General features: G+C 71.1%; 19 protein-coding genes. 4 read left to right on the forward strand and 15 right to left on the reverse strand.

Annotation, left to right across the window (positions count from 1 at the left end):
• Window positions 1-18: 18 nt before the first annotated feature.
• The gene (locus WMF44_RS17605) at window positions 19-1,578 is read left to right on the forward strand and encodes a phytoene desaturase family protein (protein ID WP_437300272.1); all 1,560 of its coding nucleotides are present in this window, start codon (window positions 19-21) and stop codon (window positions 1,576-1,578) included.
• Window positions 1,579-1,583: 5 nt separating this feature from the next.
• Here the strand turns inward: WMF44_RS17605 and WMF44_RS17610 are convergent, their stop codons facing one another.
• On the reverse strand, window positions 1,584-1,784 hold the full coding sequence (locus WMF44_RS17610; RefSeq protein ID WP_437300273.1) for a hypothetical protein: 201 nt from the start codon (window positions 1,782-1,784) through the stop codon (window positions 1,584-1,586).
• A 190-nt stretch (window positions 1,785-1,974) separates the two neighbouring features.
• On the reverse strand, window positions 1,975-2,472 hold the full coding sequence (locus WMF44_RS17615; protein ID WP_437300274.1) for a DUF421 domain-containing protein: 498 nt from the start codon (window positions 2,470-2,472) through the stop codon (window positions 1,975-1,977).
• Between the two features lie 5 nt (window positions 2,473-2,477).
• On the opposite strand from WMF44_RS17615, the gene WMF44_RS17620 reads away from it, so the two are divergent.
• A complete protein-coding gene (locus WMF44_RS17620; RefSeq protein ID WP_437300275.1) occupies window positions 2,478-2,687 on the forward strand; it encodes a hypothetical protein in 210 nt (69 codons plus the stop codon).
• An 87-nt stretch (window positions 2,688-2,774) separates the two neighbouring features.
• Here WMF44_RS17620 and WMF44_RS17625 read toward each other — a convergent pair whose 3' ends face one another.
• The 4 genes from WMF44_RS17625 to WMF44_RS17640 form a co-directional block, all read right to left on the reverse strand.
• Window positions 2,775-3,038 carry a DUF6184 family natural product biosynthesis lipoprotein gene (locus tag WMF44_RS17625; RefSeq protein ID WP_437300276.1) on the reverse strand — a complete coding sequence of 88 codons (264 nt, stop codon included), beginning with the start codon at window positions 3,036-3,038 and terminating at the stop codon, window positions 2,775-2,777.
• 232 nt (window positions 3,039-3,270) lie between these two features.
• Complete coding sequence (locus WMF44_RS17630; protein ID WP_437300277.1) at window positions 3,271-4,638, reverse strand: glycogen debranching N-terminal domain-containing protein; 1,368 nt, start codon at window positions 4,636-4,638, stop codon at window positions 3,271-3,273.
• 204 nt (window positions 4,639-4,842) lie between these two features.
• Window positions 4,843-5,277 carry a DUF6184 family natural product biosynthesis lipoprotein gene (locus WMF44_RS17635; protein WP_437300278.1) on the reverse strand — a complete coding sequence of 145 codons (435 nt, stop codon included), beginning with the start codon at window positions 5,275-5,277 and terminating at the stop codon, window positions 4,843-4,845.
• Window positions 5,278-5,475: 198 nt separating this feature from the next.
• Window positions 5,476-6,345 carry a hypothetical protein gene (locus tag WMF44_RS17640; RefSeq protein WP_437300279.1) on the reverse strand — a complete coding sequence of 290 codons (870 nt, stop codon included), beginning with the start codon at window positions 6,343-6,345 and terminating at the stop codon, window positions 5,476-5,478.
• 408 nt (window positions 6,346-6,753) lie between these two features.
• Here WMF44_RS17640 and WMF44_RS17645 point away from each other — a divergent pair, with 408 nt between their 5' ends.
• Both WMF44_RS17645 and WMF44_RS17650 read left to right on the forward strand, forming a co-directional pair.
• Window positions 6,754-7,857 carry an AI-2E family transporter gene (locus tag WMF44_RS17645; RefSeq protein WP_437300280.1) on the forward strand — a complete coding sequence of 368 codons (1,104 nt, stop codon included), beginning with the start codon at window positions 6,754-6,756 and terminating at the stop codon, window positions 7,855-7,857.
• Between the two features lie 3 nt (window positions 7,858-7,860).
• On the forward strand, window positions 7,861-8,892 hold the full coding sequence (locus WMF44_RS17650) for a mechanosensitive ion channel family protein (protein ID WP_437300281.1): 1,032 nt from the start codon (window positions 7,861-7,863) through the stop codon (window positions 8,890-8,892).
• A gap of 25 nt (window positions 8,893-8,917) precedes the next feature.
• Here the strand turns inward: WMF44_RS17650 and mnhG are convergent, their stop codons facing one another.
• From mnhG to WMF44_RS17695, 9 genes are all read right to left on the reverse strand, one after another.
• Window positions 8,918-9,298, reverse strand: coding sequence for a monovalent cation/H(+) antiporter subunit G (gene mnhG / locus WMF44_RS17655; protein WP_437300282.1), 381 nt, complete (start codon window positions 9,296-9,298; stop codon window positions 8,918-8,920).
• Window positions 9,288-9,569, reverse strand: a complete 282-nt coding sequence (locus WMF44_RS17660) for a monovalent cation/H+ antiporter complex subunit F (protein ID WP_437300283.1) — start codon at window positions 9,567-9,569, stop codon at window positions 9,288-9,290. The genes mnhG and WMF44_RS17660 overlap by 11 nt, the downstream gene beginning before the upstream one ends.
• Window position 9,570: 1 nt before the next feature.
• On the reverse strand, window positions 9,571-10,068 hold the full coding sequence (locus WMF44_RS17665) for a Na+/H+ antiporter subunit E (protein ID WP_437300284.1): 498 nt from the start codon (window positions 10,066-10,068) through the stop codon (window positions 9,571-9,573).
• 4 nt (window positions 10,069-10,072) lie between these two features.
• Window positions 10,073-11,563 carry a proton-conducting transporter transmembrane domain-containing protein gene (locus WMF44_RS17670; protein ID WP_437300285.1) on the reverse strand — a complete coding sequence of 497 codons (1,491 nt, stop codon included), beginning with the start codon at window positions 11,561-11,563 and terminating at the stop codon, window positions 10,073-10,075.
• Window positions 11,560-11,910 carry a sodium:proton antiporter gene (locus tag WMF44_RS17675; protein ID WP_437300286.1) on the reverse strand — a complete coding sequence of 117 codons (351 nt, stop codon included), beginning with the start codon at window positions 11,908-11,910 and terminating at the stop codon, window positions 11,560-11,562. The genes WMF44_RS17670 and WMF44_RS17675 overlap by 4 nt, the downstream gene beginning before the upstream one ends.
• Window positions 11,907-12,329: an MnhB domain-containing protein gene (locus WMF44_RS17680; protein WP_437300287.1), complete on the reverse strand. Its 423-nt coding sequence runs from the start codon at window positions 12,327-12,329 to the stop codon at window positions 11,907-11,909. Before WMF44_RS17680 ends, WMF44_RS17675 begins: the two co-directional genes overlap by 4 nt.
• Complete coding sequence (gene mbhE / locus WMF44_RS17685) at window positions 12,311-14,629, reverse strand: hydrogen gas-evolving membrane-bound hydrogenase subunit E (protein ID WP_437300288.1); 2,319 nt, start codon at window positions 14,627-14,629, stop codon at window positions 12,311-12,313. The genes WMF44_RS17680 and mbhE overlap by 19 nt, the downstream gene beginning before the upstream one ends.
• 47 nt (window positions 14,630-14,676) lie before the next feature.
• Window positions 14,677-15,690: a universal stress protein gene (locus WMF44_RS17690; protein WP_437300289.1), complete on the reverse strand. Its 1,014-nt coding sequence runs from the start codon at window positions 15,688-15,690 to the stop codon at window positions 14,677-14,679.
• A 125-nt stretch (window positions 15,691-15,815) separates the two neighbouring features.
• Complete coding sequence (locus WMF44_RS17695) at window positions 15,816-18,758, reverse strand: UPF0182 family protein (RefSeq protein WP_437300290.1); 2,943 nt, start codon at window positions 18,756-18,758, stop codon at window positions 15,816-15,818.
• Window positions 18,759-18,873 lie beyond the last annotated feature (115 nt).

An 18,873-nucleotide genomic window follows, 5' to 3' on the forward strand; every position in this document is an offset into this window, starting at 1 on the left:
TAGCTCGCGAGTCGAGTCATGGCGAACCACGCAACCTACGACGCACTGGTCATCGGGGCAGGTCCCAACGGCCTGGCCGCCGCGGGCGTCCTGGCTCGCGCCGGCTGCTCGGTCCTGCTGATCGAGGCCGGGGAGACGCTCGGCGGAGGAGCCCGCACCGCCGAGCTCACCCTGCCCGGGTTCCTGCACGATGTCTGCTCCGCGATCCACCCGATGGCGGTGGCCTCGCCTCTCTTCCGCGCGCTCCCCCTCGCGGATCTGGGGCTCTCGTGGGTCCACCCGCCGTCCCCGCTCGCGCACCCGTTCGACGACGGGACGGCCGCGGTGCTCGAGCGTTCGATCGAGGAGACAGGGCGGACGCTCGGCGCGGATGCGCGCGCCTATGCGGCGCTGATGGGGCCGCTGGTCGAGCACGCAGGCGCGCTCCTCCCCGGGATCCTCGGCCCGCTCCGCTGGCCTCGCCACCCGCTGGTGATGGCCCGCTTCGCCCTGCGCGCGGTCCGCTCGGCGGCGGGGCTCGCCCGAAGCTGCTTCCGTGGAGAGCACGCCAGAGCGCTCTTCGCGGGCTGTGCGACGCATGCGACCATCCCGCTCGACAGGCTGCTCGCGTCGGCGACCGGCCTGGCGCTGGCGGTGGCCGGCCACGCGCGCGGCTGGCCCTGCGCGCGCGGCGGCTCGCAGGCGATCACGGCAGCGCTCTCCGCCTATTTTCGCTCGTTCGGCGGAGAGACCGAGGTGGGGCGGCGCGTCGTGTCCGTCGACGAGCTGCCGGCGGCGAAGGCGATCTTGTTCGATCTGACGCCTCGCCAGATCGTGAGGATCGCCGGGGACCGGCTCCCCGCGCGTTATGTCCGCCGCCTGGAGCGTTATCGCTACGGTCCCGGGGTCTTCAAGGTCGACTGGGCGCTCGACGGCCCGATCCCGTGGAAGGCGCCGGCGTGCCTGCGGGCAGCGACGGTGCACGTCGGAGGCACGCTCGAGGAGATCGAGGCGGGGGAGGCGGCCGTCTGGCGCGGAGAGTACCCTGCGCGCCCCTTCGTGCTGGTCGCCCAGCAGAGCCTCTTCGATCCGACGCGCGCGCCTTCCGGCAAGCAGGTCGCATGGGCGTACTGCCATGTTCCTCACGGGGGGACGCTGGACATGACCGCGGTGATCGAGGCCCAGATCGAGCGCTTTGCCCCCGGCTTCCGGGACCGCATCCTCGGCCGGAGCGCCCGCTCGCCGGCCGACATCGAGCGATACAACGCGAACTGCGTTGGCGGTGATATCGCCGGAGGCGTCACCGATGCAGGCCAGCTGTTCACCCGCCCGGTCGCGCGGCTCGATCCGTATTCGACTCCGAACTGGAGCCTGTATGTCTGCTCGAGCTCGACCCCGCCGGGCGGAGGCGTCCACGGCATGTGCGGTTACTTCGCCGCCCGCACGGCCCTGCGCAAGGTGTTCGGTCGAACCGTCGAGCTGAGGGACGACGAGCTCTTCGCGGCGTGGAAGGAGAGTGGCGGCCCGCCGCTGCGGTGCCGGCAGGCCCCTTCGGCGCGGCCTGAGCAGCACGGCCGCGGGCCGGCCGCGGAGCGCTGACCGGCTCAGCCGTCGTGAATCTCGCCATGAGGCGGCGGGTGACGGCGATGGAGGACGATCCGCAGCATCATGCCGAGCCCGATCGCGCTTGACGAGGGGGCGCGCAGGGGACGCACCGCGCGCCCCACGAGAGGGGAGACGAGCGCGCCGGCGGCGACGCTCGACAGGACAACAATCAGCTTCGGTGCAGCAAAATGCAGCAACATCAGGGAACCTTTCCTTCGGCAGGCAGCCGCTCACCAGAACAGCGCCGTTCGGCTTGAGAAGGAGTAGCCGTCACCGCTCATTCCGCAAACCGTGCACAGAAAGTGCGTTTCCCATCTTCATCATCACCCTACCCCTGAGAGAATCCGGGTTCTACAGCCTGTCCAGCGCGTCAACGGGCGAGCGCCATGCTCATGGGGTGGAGGACGCCTCCCCGCCCGACGGCGAGCGGCGTATCACCGAGAAGCTGCCGTCCGTCTCCAGGATGATCGCCTCCACCTCTGCCAGCGACATGAGCCCGTGCTCGCGCGCAGCCGCGAGGATCTCGGCCTCGACGACGCGCTCCTGCTTGAGCGCGCCCGGGAGCATCTCTCCGCGGTGTACGAGCAGCGTCGGCTCGGCCTTGACCATCCGGCTCACCGCCTTCGACCGGACCGAGAGCCAGGTGATCAGGAGCTGGAGCGAGACGAGCAGCGCGAACGCGAGCACGCCATCGAGGAGCGCCACGTTCTTCGAGAGCATCACGGTCGCGAGCGTCGAGCCGAGCGCGATGGTGATGACCAGGTCGAAGGCGTTCATCTTCGAGAGCACGCGTTTCCCGGAGACCCGGAGCAGCACGACCAGCGCCACGTAGGCGAGGCCGCCGACCAGCACGATCCGACCCAGGCTGTTCCAGTTGCTGAAGAACACGCGACATGCTCCGTGATCCATGGGGCGGCAGCCTGCAGCGCAGCTCCACCGCGACGTTTATCGGAGGGAGAGAACCCGGCGCGGCCGGACCCATCGGCGGGCGGCCTTCACTCGCGGACCGCGTACCCGCGTCCGACCAGCAGATCCTGATCGCGCTGCGCGCTGCCGAGCGGGCGCTCGTCGCGCTGTATACTGCGCTCGCCCGTGAAGAATGAGCCCCTCTCGGGCGCAGCGGAGCGGCGGAATGTCCGCTTTCCCCTTTTCACAACAATGACCGGAGCGGCGCCCGGTCGGACCAGCCCCTAGGGCGTGTCGCGGCAGAGATCGCTGGAGCGACAGGCGACGACCCGCCCGAGGGTGTCGAACGGATTGCCGCACTCCTCATTGCGGATCCCCTCCAGACACTCGTTCAGCTCCTCGGCGTCAATGCCGCCCGGGCACTCGGTGAAGTTGAGATCGTCGCGCCACTCGGATCGGATCTCGTTCGAGCACGCATCCTTGCTCGAGTACTCCCGGTCTTGTCCGATGTTGTTGCACCGCGCCTCGCGTTCGCACCTCGCTGCCACGATGCTATCCACAGCGCTGCCGACCGGCACCGGCGCTTCGCGCCGGGCGCCGTCCGGGGTTCGCGTCCCCTGAGAACCCTCCTCTCCGCCACACGCCACAAACAGGCTCATCCCCGAAGCCAGGATCAGGCCCACCACCGGTCTCCCAACGATCCTCTGCATGGTTACCCCTCTCTCTCTCTCTTTCTCGTCACATGTCACATCAGAGACGGAGCGCAGCGGCCGGTGCGGCTCAGCGCTCCTCGACCACGACATCGATGTTGCCCTCGACCCGGAGCACGTCGACCTCGACCCTGTCGCCTCCAGCCCTGCGGAGGTCCAGGTCGACGCGGCCGTCTGCCACGGTGAGCCCGCGCACCGTCGCGCGGCGCACGAGCCGGGGCAGGACCGGGCGCACGACGCGCAGGCGTCGCTCGAAGCCCTCGGGCTCGAGCCCGAGGAGCGAGGCGAGCATGTACGGGACCGCCCCCGCGGCCCACGCCTGCGGATGACATGAGACCGGGTAGCGGACCGGGCCGCCGTACTCATCGCGCGCGAAGCCGCAGAAGAGCTCGGGCAGCCGGTACATCCGAAAATGCATGGCAGCCCTCACGATGCCGCCGAACACGCCATCGCGCCGCGGGGCCTGCTCGCGCGCCTGGAACCGCGCGAGGAGCTGCAGCGTGTCGGCGGCGATGTCCGTCCGGAAGGGCAGCACCTCGAGCGCCGTGATCAGGCTGTCGCGGCCGAACAGGGTCGTGAACCACGGCACGCCGGCCGCGAAGAACATGTCCTGACCGAGCGGGGTTCGCAGCAGGCGCAGATCCGCGAACGAGCGCGCGAGGACGCGGTTGACGAGCAGGCTGTCGGTCTCGATATGGGCTCGCTCGGCCAGCAAGGCGGCAGAGCGCTCCTCCGCGCGCCGCCTCGCGGCCCCGACGTCCACGTCCGGACACGACCGCACGTGGTTCCGCGCCGCGGCCGGGAATTCCGAGAGCGTGATCACGAGGGGGATCGGCTGGCTCCTGCCCGGCGGCAGCCGGACGCGGAAGCTCGCGGAGGTGCCATCGATCGCGTCCGGCCGGCGGGCCCAGCGGACCGTCACGGCGCGGCGGCGCCGGTCGGCGCCATCGTACGAGAAGCGCAGCTCCTCGGCGTCCCATGCCGGGGCGCGGAGCTCGCCGAGCGCCTCGGGCGTGAGGCCGCGGACCACGTAAATGTCCTCGAACTCGGCGCGGAAGGTGAGCCTCACCTCGAGTTCGATCGCCGAGCGAGCATAGTTGTGGATCGTGATCTCCTCGTAGAGCGCGGCCGCGGCGCCGTCGATGATCCGCTCCCACCGGATACCCACCTCGTGCGGAGACAGGAGGTGACCATCGCGCATCCGGAGCTCGGGGTTCGAGAGCTGGAAGGTGCCTGCATGGCCCGCTTCCGCCGTGGAGGCGAGCGCCTCCGGCCGGATGCCGTCGAGTTCGATGCAATAGCCGTTCAGGAACCGGCAATCGCGGTAGTAGAGACCGAAGCCGTGCTCGCCGCGCAGGGGGATCGCGCCGCGCTGGTCGGTGACCAGGAAGACGCCGCCTTCCTTCAGGACGACCGCGTCCGCGATGCTCTGCGCCATCGAGGGGACGCCCTGGGTGAGCCACCGCTCCTTGCGCTCCTGCCGCCCGGCGGGAGATCGCTCATCTGCTCCGGGTCCTGGCCGCGGCCGGCGCTCGCTCTCCGGGTCAGTTGCACGGGTGGACTCATGAGCTCGCATCGCGCTCCGTTGCATACGCTTGACGTGCGTTACGTACCTTGCGATCGCCGTGCCGCGAGAGCGCAGCTAGGGAGTGGCTCGGCAGAGATCACTCGAGCGGCAGGCGACGATCCGGCCGAGGGTATCGAACGGATTGTTGCAGTCGTCGTTGCGGATCTCCTGCAAGCACTCGTTCAGCTCCTTGGAATCGATGCCGCCCGGGCACTCGGCGAAGTTGAGCTCGTCGCGCCACTCGGCACGGATCCTGGTGGCGCAGGCGTCCTTGCTCGCATACTCGCGGCCTTGGCCGACGTTGTTGCACCGCGCCTCGCGGTCGCACCGCGCCGCGACGATGCTATCGACCGCGCTGGCGACCGCCGTCCGCGCCTGGGCCTGGACGCCCTCCGGGGGGCGCGTCGTCCCGAGCGCCCTTTCTTCTCGATCACATCCCGTCGCGAGCAGGGTCGCCGCCGCCGCGAGGACCAGGCCTACTACCGATGTCCCATGGTTCGTTCGCATCATCTCTTCCTCCCCAACCAGCCCGATCGCGCAGATCGGGCGCTGTCCAGCGCGCCGCGATCGCGCGATGGTGGTGCCTCTCGGCCGGAGCACATCCACCTCGATGGCGACATCCCGGATTGGACGGCGTCATCAGGCCGCGCGCTCGCGATCCAGGCGGGCGCCAGCAGGGCACGCCGGCCGTGGCGAGCGCGTCACCTGCTACTGCGCCGCGGGCGGCTGGACGCCGAGCCGCTGCACGAGTTGCCCCATCGCCCTGGCCGCTTCGTCCTCCGCGAGCTGTCCGTCGTTGTTGGTATCGGCCATGGCGAAGGCCACCTTGGCCGGCCCCTGGAGGGCTGCCTGGAACTCCTGCGACGTCAGGCGCCCGTTCCGGTCGCCGTCGGCTGCTTCGAACGCCGACCGGCCCAGCGCCCGCGCGCCCTCCCACGCCACGCCGCTGGCCTCGGCGCGCGAGAGGACCCCGTCGCGGTTCTGATCGGCCGCGCGGTACAGGTCCTCGACCGCGCCGCGGGCCGCGTCGCGCGCCTCGGCGATGGGGAGCGGCTTACCGTAGTCGACGTCGAACAGCCGGGCCAGCGTCGCGAAGGGGCTCTTGCCGGTCGTCTTGCGCGCCTCCTGGAAGAGCGCGGCGGCCGCGGGGTTCTGGTCCATGAACTCCGCTCGCACCTTCCGGCCCTCCTCGGGCGTCACCACCGCGTCGCCGTTCTCGTCGGCGCGAAAGAAGAAGCCGCCGACCACGACGTTCGTCAGGCCGAGCGCTTCGTCCTTCGAGAGCGCCCGGTCCTCGTTCGAGTCCGCCAGCGCGATGAGGCGGGTCATGGTGGCCTCGATCTCGGCCTCGGGGCGGCAAGACAGCACGCCGCCAACCTCGACGTCGGCCGGAGGAGCCTGCCGCGCTGCGCTCTCCGGAGGCGCCTGCGCGCCGCGCTGCTGCTGTTGCGCCGGAGGTTCCTTCTGCAGGTTCTCCCCGAGGGCCTCTCCGCGCGGCTCATCGGTTCGACAGCCGGCGACGGCCACCATCAGAACCGTCCCCGACCAGAGCATCCGCGTGCAGGTTCTTCGCAACATGCCCCGACATCTTGCGATTGGCGTGCCTCTGCCGACGCCGAGCTCGGCCATCGCACGCCAGGGACACCGCGGAGCGCTTCGCCGGCAGGGATCGGCCGGCGCGAGACGCCGGGCCGGCAGCGCCGCCACAGGCTCGACATGCGCTGCCGCAGACGCCTCGGTGCCCGCAAGGGAACGCCGCGCCCGTCCAGCGACGGGCAAGCCTGCAAGCGACGGTGCTCCCGGAGCGGCGCCGGGCACGGCCGAGCGCCGTCACCGTCATGCGCACTCGTGAGCTGGACTCGAGAGCCCCGGCGCACGCCCGCCGCACGTCAGGCTGGCACGAGCGCGCCCTCGGTGGCTTGACGTGCGACCCCGCCGGCGGAATAGGCGTGTGCAGAGGCGCAGCGGCGCGCCCGCGGAGCCGATATGGTGGAGCGGAGACCGGCTTCGGACGCCGACGGGCTCGGGCAGGCGCGATCGAGCGGCATCGCCGCGGTCGCGACCGTGGCCGTGATCGGGCTGCTCCTCTGGGTGCTCGGGGCCGTGTTCGAGGTGGTCTTCCTCGTCTTCGCGGCGCTCCTCCTGGCCATCGTTCTGCGCGGCATCGGAGACTGGCTGAGCCGCCATTCCCCTCTCTCGAGCGGCTGGGCGCTGGCCGTCACCGTCGCCGCGCTCGCCGCCGCCGTCACGGCGGGCGCCTGGCTCATCGCACCGTCGCTCGCGGCGCAGGTGGACGAGCTCGCGCAGCGCTTGCCCCAGGCGGCACGCCGCGCCGCCGAGCACACCGGGCGGTACGCCTGGGGCCGTGAGCTCGCTGAGCGCCTCTCGGACGTCCAGGTCCTCCCGCACGCGCGGCAGGCCGTCCTCGGCGCAACACGCCTGCTCTCGACAACGCTCGGCGCCCTTGCGGGCGCGGTGGTCGTCCTGTTCCTGGGCCTCTTCCTCGCGGCCGAGCCCGCGGCCTACCGCAAGGGCCTGCTCCGCCTCGTCCCCGTCGCGCGGCGGGCCCAGGCGTCGACGGTGCTCGATGACATGGGGCACCTCCTCCGCCGATGGCTGCTCGGGAGGCTGCTCTCCATGGCCATCGTGGGCGTCATGACCTGGATCGGCCTCGCGCTCCTCGGCATCCACCTGGCGCTGACGCTCGCGATCCTGGCGGCGGTGCTGACGTTCGTTCCTTACGTCGGACCGGTGCTCTCGGCCGTCCCCGCCGCGCTGCTCGGCCTGCTGCAAGGCCCGGCCCTGGCAGGCTACGTGATCGCGCTCTACCTGGGCATCCAGGTCGTCGAGAGCTACCTGATCACACCGCTCATCCAGCGGAGCACGGTGTCGCTGCCGCCGGGGCTCATCCTGGTGACGCAGGTGCTGATGGGCACGCTGACCGGCGGCCTCGGCGTCGTCCTCGCCACGCCGATCCTGGTCGTCCTCGTCGTGCTCGCGAAGCGGGTCTACGTCGAGGGCGTGCTGGGCGACACCACGGTGAGCCAGGGGGAGGATGCGCCGGTTCCGGGGCTCCCTGAGCAGCGGTAGGCCATGAGCGCCAGCGCCGCGCCTCCCGGCGAGAGCCCCTCTGCGTGGGCGCAGGCCGTCGACAAGGTGCATCACCTGGCCGCCGACCTGATCTCCTCGCTGCCCAGCATCGGGATCGCGCTCGCCGTGTTCGCGGCCTTCTACGTCGCCGGCAAGCTGCTCAGGACCACGATCCGGCGCATCGCGATGACGCGGCGCCGGAACCAGAACCTCGGGCTGGTCCTCGGACGGCTGACCCAGGGGGCGATGTTCATCCTCGGCGCCCTCGTCGGGTGCGTCATCGTCTTCCCGAACTTCACGCCGGCCTCGCTCCTCCAGTTCCTCGGCATCGGATCGGTCGCGATCGGCTTCGCGTTCCGCGACGTGCTCCAGAACTACCTCGCGGGCATCCTCCTCCTCTTGACCGAGCCGTTCCGCATCGGCGACCAGATCCGCTTCGGCAGCTACGAGGGCACGGTCGAGGAGATCCAGACCCGCGCGACGCTCCTCAAGACGTACGACGGCCGGCGCGTCGTGATCCCGAACTCGGAGCTGTTCACGAACTCGGTCGTGGTCAACACGGCATTCGAGGTGCGCAGGATCGAGTACGACGTGGGCATCGGCTACGGCGACGACATCGAGCGCGCCAGGGCGCTCATCCTGGAGGCGCTCCGCGGCGTGGAGGGCGTGCTCCCTGAGCCAGCGCCCGACGTGCTGGCCATGGAGCTCGCCGCGAGCTCGGTGAACCTGCGCGTCCGCTGGTGGATCAGGCCTCCCCGCCAGCACGACGCGCTCGACGCGCGCGATCGGGTGCTCGTCGCCATCAAGCGGGCGCTCACCGAGGGCGGCGTGGATCTGCCTTTCCCGACCACGCAGGTGCTCTTCCACGACCAGACCGAGGAGACCGACGGCGATCGCTCCCGCCAGCGCGAGGGGTGGCCCGCCGGCAAGAGCCCGGTGCCGCGGCCCCGCGGCGTGGCCCGGGCGCAGGAGCCGCGAGACGCGGCTCCGCCGGGCCGGGGAGAGCGCCGCGATACCGACGGGGGCGCGCCTTGACCAGCGTCTCCCGGTCGGCATTGGCTCACCCGTCCTCCTTGCCTTTCACCTCCTCCTCACGCTCGGGTTCGCTGCGCAGGTGCTGCACGGAAGGCCCGTACTCGTCGACCCGCGTGCCGGGCGCCCGCACGCCCCTCCGGTACGCCGCTCGCGCGAGGATGTGCGCGCCCACGGGCGCGGTCACGCCCACGAAGAACAGCACCAGCGCCGCCTTGGTCACGCTCGCGAGCTCCTGGAAGTGCAGCGCGAGCGCGGCGAGCAGGAACGCGAGCCCCAGCGTCGCAGCCTTGGTCGGCGCGTGGATGCGCGCATAAAAGTCCGGCAGGCGCAGGACGCCGAGCGACGCCACGAACATGAAGAACGTCCCCGCCACGGCGGCGGCGATCTCGAGCGCGCTAGCGAGCAAGGGAGCCCTCCAGGTAGGCGGCCAGCGAGATGGTGCCGATGAACCCGAACAGCGCGGTCACCAGCACCATGTCGATGAACGCGTCCGTGGCGAGCAGCATCGACGCCACGAGCGCCACGCCGACGACATTCATCAACAGGCAATCGAACGCGAGCAATCGATCGAAGTTCGTCGGCCCGCGCGCGACGCGGATCGTGCAGAGCCCGATGCCGGCGCCGAGCACGAAGAGCGAGGCGAAGAGGACGGCGGACCGCGGATCGACGCTTCCCATGTCATTCCTCCAGCGATGGCGGCAGCCCGCGGCCTGCGGCGCGCTGGATCAGACGGACGAACCGGCGCAGCCGGCCGCGCAGCTCCGCGGGATCGCGCGCGTAGAGCGAGTGGACGTAGAGCGCCTGCTCCTCCAGGCCCACGTCGACCGTCAGCGTGCCCGGGGTCAGGGAGATGAGGCTGGCGAGGAGGATCGTCTGCACGGGGCTCAGGGCGCGCACATCGAGGCGGACGAACGCCGGATGGAACACGGACCGCGGGCGGAGGATGTCGCGCGCGAGCGTGAGGTTCGAGAGGACGAGCTCCTTGACGAAGCTCCAGGCCAGGGCGAGCACGCCCGCCGCAGCGCGCGCGTAGAAGCTCCTGCCGAGCGCTCGCTCGGTGAGCGCAATCGCGCCGAAGCCGACGAGGAAGCCCACGACCAGGCGCCCCAGGGAGAGCTCCACCTGGAGCAGGACCCAGACGATCGCGAGGAGCAGGTTCAACGCGAGGCGGTTCATCGGCTCATCGTCGCTGGACGAGGACCGCGTCCACGTACGGCGTCACCTCCAGGAGCGTGGTCGCCGTCCGCTCGAGGTGCGCGAAGAGCGGCGCCGCCGCGAGGCCCAGGATCACGGTCAGCGCGCCGAGGACGAGCGTCGCGCCCAGCATGCCCCGGTCGCCGCCGGCGCCGCGCGTGCGCAGGCCGGTGGGCTCCCCCCAGAAGACGGCCGTCCATATCTTGAGCATCGACGCGAGCGTGAGGAGGCCGACGACGAGCGATACCGTGGTGGCGACGACGGCTCCGGCCCGGAAGCCAGCGACGACGAGCAGCAGCTTGCCCCAGAACCCGCTGAGCGGGGGCAGTCCGGCCAGCGACATGGCAGGGACGAAGAAGCCCGCGGCCACCCACGGGTGCGCGCGCGCGAGCCCGCGGGCGTGGCCGAGCGCCCCCGGCCCTGCGATGCCCTCCACGACGCCTCCTGCGAAGACGAGCGCTGTCTTCGCGACCATGTTGTGGAGCGTGTGGAACAGCCCCGCTGCCACCGCGATCGGGGTGAACAGCGCTAGCCCGAAGATCATGTAGCCGACCTGGCTGACGATATGGAACGACAGGATGCCGCGCATCGTGCTTCGTCCGAGCGCCCCCACGACCCCGACGACCATCGTGACAGCGGCGATCACGAGGAGCGCCGAGCGGAGCCCGCCGGGCGCGGCGGCGCCCAGGAGCGGGACGGAGCGGAACAGCGTGTAGACGCCCACCTTGGTGAGGAGCCCGGCGAAGAGGCCGTTCACCACGGCCGACGCCTCCGGGTACGCGTCGGGCAGCCAGAAGAACACCGGCGCCAGGGCCGCCTTGACCATGAAGACGACGATCACCAGCGCCCCCGCGCCCCAGAAGGCGGACGGCAGGCCCCCCTCGCGGGTGCGCACCGCGAGCTCGGCCATGTTCACGGTGCCGGCCGTGCCGTAGACCGCGCCGACGCCGCCGAGGAGCACCGCGCTGGCGACGAGGTTGATCACCACGTACGCGAGCGCATGCCGTTGCGCTGCAGCCCGGGTGCCGAGCGCGAGCAGCGCGAAGGACGAGAGGAGCATGAGCTCGAAGAAGACGAACAGATTGAAGAGATCGCCGGTCACGAGGGAGCCGTTGACCCCTGCCATCATGAGCTGCTGGAGCGGATAGAAGCACCGCCGCTCGCGCGCGCCGCGCAGCGATCCGGGCGCGTAGGCGAGCGCGGCCAGGGCGATGATCGACGCGAACAGCAGCATCAGGGCGGAGAGCGCGTCCGCCACCCACACGACGCCGACGTGCGGGCGCCAGCCCCCGATGGCGAGCACGAAGATCGCGCCGCGGGCCGTCCGGGCGGTGAGCAAGAGAGCGGTCGTGAAGAGGAGGGCGCCGCTGGCGAGCGACAGCCACCGTTCCAGCCGCGGCCTCCCGGAGAACAGCGCCAGGAGCACCGCGGTGAACAGGGGCAGCAGCACCGGCACCACCACGATCGCGGCGTTCATGCGTCGTCCCCCCCGGACGGCTCATCGCTCCCCTTCCTCCGGTGCATGTCGACGGCCATCGCGAGCAGGAAGGCGGCCATCCCGAAGCCGATCACGATCGCCGTGAGGATGAACGCCTGCGCGAGCGGATCGGCCGTGGGGCGGGCGAGGGCGGCGGCCGGATCTTCCTCCGGGATCAGCGGCGGCGCCGCGCCCGCGGGCATCCCCGAGGCGGTCAGCACGAAGAGGTTCACGCCGTTGGACAGCAGGAAGAAGCCCATCGCCACGAGCTGCACGTCGCGGGACAGCATGAGATACAGACCCGCAGCGAGGAGCGCCCCGGCGGCGATCGCGGCGGCTCCGATCACGGCGGCGCCTCCGCGGAGAAGGCGTCGAGCACCTTGATCGCCGCGCCGACCACCGTGAGATAGACCCCGACGTCGAAGAGCAGCGTCGTCGAGAGGCGGAGCGCGGGAGCCTCGTCGGCGCCGATCGGCACGTGGTAATGGGTCAAGAAGCCCTGGCCGCGCGCGACGGCAGGCAGCCCCGACGCCGCGGCGATGAGCAGGCCTATCCAGGGCATCCGGCAAGCGAGCGGGTTGAGCGCGGCCCGCACGGTGCCCGCGCCGAAGGCCAGGGCCGCCAGGACGAACGCGATGGTCGTGACGAGCCCGGCGATGAAGCCGCCGCCCGGCGCGTCGTGCCCGCGGAGCAGCAGGAAGAGCGCGAAGACGACGATCAACGGGAGCACCCCTGTGGCGACGTAGCTCAGGAAGGGCGATCGCATGACCCGGCCCCCCCATGCCTGGACGCCTGAGCCGGCTCGCGCCGCGGGCGCAGCGCCGCCACGCCCAAGGCGGCGACGGCGAGCACGGTGATCTCGCCGAGCGTATCGGCGCCCCGGAAATCCACGAGGATGACGTTGACGACGTTTCTCCCGTGCGCCTCGGGGAGCGACAGCGCGAGCTGATCCGCTCCGGCAGGGGCGCTCGGACGATGGACACCGGTGCTCCAGGCGAGGGTCGCCGCGAGGACCGCCACGGTGCCGGCCACGGCGGCGTGCGCGATGCGCACCCCTCGAGGCCGCGCGTCGGGAGCGAGCCTGGGGAGCCTGCGAAAGACGAGCAGGAGCAGGATGAGCGAGACCGTCTCGACCAGGACCTGCGTGAGCACGAGGTCGGGCGCGCGGAAGACGATGTAGAAGACCGCGACGCCGTACCCCGCGACCGCCATGGTCACGACCCTGGCGACACGGCTCGTCCCGAAGGGCGTCAGCGCGGCCCCGGCGACGATCATGAGCGCCGGGAGGCAGGCGACCCCGAGATCGGGGCCCCACGTCCCCGTGGCGCCGAGCCCATCCCCCAGGGCGACGGCGGAGCACGACGCCGCGGCGGCGAAGAGGAGCATCACCGCCAGGTAACGCGGCAGTCCCCCGGCCTGTACGGCTCGACCGGCCCAGCCCGAGAGGCGGAGGACGACCCCGGAGATGCGGTCGGAGAGGATCTGTGTCTCCGGCTCGCTGGGGGGCTTCGCGTGCAGCCTCCAGAGGAGATAACCGCCCGCCCCCAGCGCGATCGTGATCAAGCTGAGGGCGAAGAGGGCGTCCACGTGGTGCCACACGGCCAGCCACCCCAGCCGCTCGGCTCCGGGCTCGAGCAGAGAACCCAGCCGCCCCGGAGCCACGCCGCCGAGCACCTGCGGGGCGAGCAGGAGGAGGGGGACGACGAGCAGCCATGGCGAGAGCTGGTGCCTCGGATGGCCGCGATCCTCGGGCGGAATGTCGGGGCCCCAGAACGAGCCGACGAAGAGCTTGAGCGCATAGGCGACCGCGAGGGCCCCGCCCACGACGGCCGCCACGACCGCGACCACGCCGGCCGGGGAGCGATCGGCGAGCAGCGCCTCGAAGAGGATCTCTTTGCTGATGAAGCCGAACACGAAGGGAAAGCCCGCCATGGCGGCGGCGCCGAACCCGATCAAGACCCCGGCGACCGGCTCGCGCCGGAACCAGTGCTCCCTCTTCAGCACCGAAAGATCGCGTGTCCCCGTCACCTTCTCCATCCAGCCGACGAGCAAGAACAGAGAGGACTTGTACAGCGCGTGGTTCGCGATAGTGAGCAGCTCACCGCGCGTCCCTGTCCTCGCATAGAGGCCGTAGAGCGCGGTCAGCACGCCGAGGTACGCCACCGTGCTGTACGCGAGGAGCTTCTTCAGGTCCCAGGCCCGGACGGCGTCCCATCCGGCAACGACGAACGTGGTGAGCCCCACCGTGACGAGGACAGGCTGCCAGACGGGGGACGCATGGAACACCGGGAACAGGCGGCCCATCAAGAAGACACCTCCCTTCACCATGGTGGCGGAGTGAAGATAGGCGCTGACGGGCGCGGGCGCGGCCATGGCGCCCGGGAGCCAGAAATGGAACGGGAACTGCGCCGATTTGGTGAACGCCCCCACGAGCAGGAGGATGAGCGCGGGGACATGGGCCGGGTTCGCCACGAGCTCGCCCGCGCGCGGGGCGAGCTCGGACAGGTTGTACGTTCCGGCCAGCTGCCCGAGCAACACCACGCCGGCGAGCATCGCGAGGCCCCCTGCGCCCGTGACCAGGAACGCGCGGACCGCGCCGCTCCGCGCCTCCGGATCGGTGAAGTCCATCCCGATGAGCAGCGCGGACGCGATGGTGGTCAGCTCCCAGAAGACGTAGAGGAGCACGAGCGAGTCCGAGAGGACGACCCCGATCATGGCCCCCATGAACGCGAGGAGCGTCGCCCAGTAGGCGGGTTTGCCCTTCGGTCCGAGGTAGGCGCGGCTGTACTGGACGACGCCGAGGCCCACGCCGGCGACGAGCAGCACGAAGAAGGCGCCGAGGCGGTCCAGGCGCAAATTCGCCGTGATCCCGACGGAGGGGAGCCACGCGATCGGGATCGTCGTCGATGCACCCCCGGACACCTCGGACCAGCGCGGGAGCATGATGAACAGCACGAGCACAGGGGGGAGGAGCGCGACGCGTCCAGCCCACCGCGGCGAGAGAACCAGCACGAGCGCCGCACCCAGGAAGGGAATGGCGATCGTCGATGCGAGGGTCGGTAGCATGCAAGAACCCTTGTTGCCGAACGGGGCGCGTCCCCCCTGGCATGTGGCTACGCTCTGCCCTGCATGTTGCCATGGGCTCTCTGTCCTCCGCGCGCGCTCCGCGCAGACCATCGCGCCCGCGGGCGCCGGCGCCGCATGCGTCGAGCCGCGGGCTCGCTGCGCGAGATCGAGGCTTCTGCCGGCGCATACGTCGCGGGCACGCACACGGCGCTGCACGGCAGGCTCGGCTGAAGGATGGTGCGCCAGACCGGCGCTCGCCACAGGCGACCTTGCGACGGATCGCGAGCGAGGATCAGGAGGTCGACCTGCTCTCGCCGGGCCAGGCGGAGCAGCTCGGCGGCCGGATGGCGGGTGATGACCTCGAGGTGTGAGGTCGCCCCGTCGAGCGCGCGCGGTTCGACCGCGCTGCGAGCCCCGGCCAGGGGCCTGTCGCGGTAGGGATGCAAGACGCCTCGGCTCGCCGCGGCAGACACGAACCGCGTCCAGAAGCTCACGAGGCCGAGCTCTCGGTGGAAGGTCGCGACGAGCGCTTCGAGCGGCCCCGCCCCGTCGAGCTCGGTGAGCCAGCCCAGAGCGGCTCGAGGAGAGTCGGCGGGGTCGAGCCCGACCAGGACGCGCAAGCGGCGCTCGCCTTGCAGCCAATCGAGCAGGCGCTCGGAGCCCTTGGCGACCAGCACCGGGACGGGCGAGCTCCGGAGTATTCTTTCGACGCCGTCCCCGAACAGCCGCTCGAGCCGGTTCGCGGGGCGGTGCGAGATCACCATCAGGCGGGCTCGGCAGGCGCTCGCGATCTCGGCGAGCCAGGCGTGCCGGAACCCGGCGACGAGCCGCGCCTCGACCCGCGCTCCAAGCTGTCGCAGCGCGTCGGTCTGCCGCTCGAGCATCTCGCGCTCTGGATCGAGCAACGCGTCCTGTTCGTGGCCGATAAGGAGCTCGGAGCCGAGCTCGTCGACGACGTGGACGAGATGCAGCTCCTCGCCGAGCCGCTGGGCGAGGGACGCAGCGGCCCGCCCAGCCTGCTGTGCGGCTGGAGAGAAGTCGGTGTCGCAGACGATTGGCATGGACCACCGTGGAGCAGCGAAAGGTGTGCCTGCCTGTGCGGCGTGCGACGACTGCGCGCTCGGTTGCTGGTCGAGCGACCGCGCAGCCGCCTCGCCCGCCCCGACCGGCCGCGCGCGGCGTCCCGCTACCGCTCGTCGAGCAGGGCGGACGGTCGCTGGAGCTCCTCGAGCGTCCGGCTCAGCGCCTCGAGCTCCGTGGCGGCCTCGTGGAAGCGACGCTCGCCGAGCAGGCGCAGGTAGCTCGCGAAGGCGCCGTTGGCCCGCTGCGCCAGCCCGTCGGTCACGCTGGGCCCACCCGGCGCCTCGGGCACGCCGGGCAGGCCCGCCACGGCCGGCGTCGGGGGCGGCTCGCCCTCCACCAGGCCGCGCAGCGCCGCGTCGAGCGAGCTCGCGTAGCTCATCCGGTCGCCGTGCATCACCACCACCACCCGGAGCTCCGGATACGCCGCCGTGTCCGCCTGGAGGAAGATGGGCTCGACGTAGAGGAGCGTGTCCTCGACGGGGATGACCAGCGCATTGCCGCGGATCACCTTCTGACCCCGCTGGCTCCAGAGCGAGAGCTGCGCCGACAGCACCGGATCCTGGTCGATCTTGGTATCCATCTGCTGGGTGCCGAGGACACGCGTCTCCTTGGGGAACTTGTACGCGAGCATGCGCCCGTAGTTGTCGCCGTCGGACATGCCGGCGATCCAGCCGATGAGCACCTGCCGGTTCTTCGGCGTGAACGGCAGGATCAGGGTGAACTCGGGTCGCCCGTCGCCCGGCGGCTTCCACATCACATAATAGGGCTCCACCGGCTGGACCTCCTCGTAATACTTCTCGGTCGCGCGCGTCCAGAGATCCTCCTGGTTGTAGAACACCTCGGGATCTCTCATGTGGTACTTCGCGTAGACGAGCCCCTGCGCGAGGAGGAAATCCTCCGGATAACGCACGTGCGCGCGGAGCTCCGCCGGCATCTCCTCGCGCGGCAGGAGCAGGCCGGGGAAGATGCGGCTGTAGACCTGGATGATCGGATCCTCCGGCTCGAAGACGTAAAGCCGCACCGAGCCGTCGTAGGCGTCGACCACCGCCTTGACCGAGTTGCGCGCGTAGTTCGCGTGGCGGAGGTGATGCGTGAACCCTGCCCGCCCGCCCGCGTCGCCCAGCGCGTGCCCCCCGTTCATCCCGGTGTCTTCAGCGGAGAAGAAGCTCTCGCTGTAAGGGTAATAGCTCGACGTGGTGTACGCATCGACGATCCAGTGGAGCCGCCCGCCGGCGACGACGATGTACGGATCGCGATCGAGCGCCAGGAAGGGGGCGATCGCCCCCACGCGCTCGCGGACCTCGCGGCGGAACATCACCCGGCTGTCGTCCGTGGGGATGCCGGACACGAGGAAGCTCGTGCCGCCGAGCTTCCACCCGAAGAGGAGCTTTCGGAAGAAGCCTTCGAGCGCGATCCCGCCGGTGCCCGCGTAGCGCGTGTAGACGTTCTCCGAGCCGCTCGGATGGTCGAACTCCGGCTCTCTGGAGTTGGCCACCACGTAGCCGTGGGTGGTCGCTCCGTAATAGATCTCCGGGCGCTCGACCGCGAGCTCGGGGGAGACGGAGACGGGCGGGATGTCCTTCACGAGCAGGTTCGGCTGCCCGTCGTGCGTGAAGTCGTGCGCCGAGGCCATCGCGACGCCGTGACCGTGCGTGTACTTGAAGCGACGGTTGACGAAGGTCTGGTGCTCGCTCGGCAGGTTCTCCGCGCTGAGCTCGCGCGGGGCGAGCATGACCTGCCGGTAGCGGTCGCCCACAGTGTAGCGATCGATGTCGATGCCAGGTATGTCGTAATAGAGGCGGATCGCCTGGAACTGATGGAGCACGGCGTCGAGCGCGCGCGGGTCCCAGAGGCGCACCTCGGACAGGAGATCCTGGTTGTTCGCAAGGGTCTCGCGGGTGAGCCGGTCGGAGACGGGGAACTCGGTGACCTCGACGTCGTGGAGGCGGAACCCCGCGCGGGTGAACGCGATGTTGTGGGCGAGGTAGGGGCGCTCGAGCGCGAGCTCGTTGGGCACCACCTTGAGCCACTGGAAGAGCAGCGGGAGCACGAACATGCCGAGCGCCCACGGCGCCGCGACGAGGAGCGCCGGCAGCGCGGCGAGCCCCGCCACGGTGCGCCGGCCCGGCCCGCGCTCGCCGGCGGCGAGGCGATAGAGGGCGCGCTGCACGGGCGGGAGGAAGAGCGCGAACCCCACGAGCGCCGCGATGACGGCGACGATCCGGGTCGCGGGCAGGCGCACGTGGACGTCGGTCCAGCCCGGGCCCACGACCACGCCCCACTCCGAGTACATGAGGTGATAGGCCGCGAGCCAGCGCCCCCAGGCCACGACGAGGGCGAGCGCGCCGAGAGAGAAGAAGAGCGCGCGGTACCGTGCGGCACCGGCCGGCGCGGCGTCCGCGGCGGAGCCCGCGACGGCCGGCGCCGCGGCGTGCTCCGCAGGAGGCGCCGCGGCGTGCTCCGCAGGAGGCGCCGCGGCGTGCTCCGGGGCGGGATAACGGACCCTCCGCCTCACCGGCACAAGGCCCGCGTCGACCGCCGCCCCGGCGAGCGCGAAGAGCGCGAGGGCCCACAGCAGGAAGTAAACCGCATCGTGAAACGGCAACGAGAACAGGTAGAACGAGGTGCTGCGGCCGAGGACGGGGTCGCGCAGCTCCGTGGGCGCGCGCTCGAGGAAGCGCAGGATCACCGCCCAGCCGAAGAAGCCCCAGATGGCGCCGAGCGCCGCGCCGAGAAGCGTCGGGATGCGCCGCGCGCCGCGCGACCGCGCAGGAAGGGTCAGCAGGAAGACGACGAGCCCGCCGAGCGCTGCGGCGACGAGCGCCGAGATCAACCGGGCCAGCGTCACCTTCCAGAAGCGCGCGGTGTAACCGAGCTCGGCGAACCAGAGGTACTCGCCCCAGAAGCTCAGGAACCCGAAGAACGCGAGCGTGCTTACCACAAGCAGCGCTCCCGCCGCGATGGGCAGGCGCTTGCGCATCCACATCCCCCGCGTGATCAGGGCTGCTCCGGCGCCGAGCAGCACCAGGATAACGAGAACGTACATTCGATGCCTCCCTCGAGCAGGGCCCCACGCGGGGCGCGACAGCGTGCGCCCTCAAGGCGCAAGGACCGCGCCCGATCCAGAGCTGCGGGTGCGTGTCAGCGATGCACGGACAGGC

Source organism: Sorangium sp. So ce426, assembly GCF_051475585.1.
Taxonomy (GTDB): domain Bacteria; phylum Myxococcota_A; class Polyangia; order Polyangiales; family Polyangiaceae; genus Sorangium; species Sorangium cellulosum_B.